Raw genomic sequence first — 311 nt, 5'->3', positions numbered from 1 at the left:
CCGGCATCAACGATGCCCCGACCTTCACCACCGCCCCGGGCCGCGCCAGCGTCACCGAGACCGCCGGGCCGACAGGCTCGAACGCCCTCCTGACCGCGCAGGGCAGCGCCGGATTTGCCGATCTCGACCTGACCGATGCCCACACGGTCGCCGTCTCGATGCAGGGCCGCGGCTTCATCGGCGCGATGACCGCCTCGGTCGTCACCGACACCACCGCCGGCGGGGCGGGCCGGGTCGTCTGGAACTGGAGCGCCCCCGACAAGGCCCTCGACTTCCTCGGCGCCGGCCAGACGCTCGACCAGACCTACACG

At 73.0% G+C, this 311-nt stretch carries 1 protein-coding gene; it reads left to right on the top strand.

The annotated features are described in order from the left end of the window. Positions 1–311, top strand: a 311-nt coding sequence (locus OWC43_RS23350; protein WP_393958672.1) for a hypothetical protein, incomplete at both ends; no start/stop codon positions are given.

This window comes from Methylorubrum sp. POS3 (genome assembly GCF_043352485.1).
Taxonomy (GTDB): Bacteria; Pseudomonadota; Alphaproteobacteria; order Rhizobiales; family Beijerinckiaceae; genus Methylobacterium; species Methylobacterium suomiense.
This window is presented reverse-complemented; position numbering and strand designations above follow the sequence as displayed.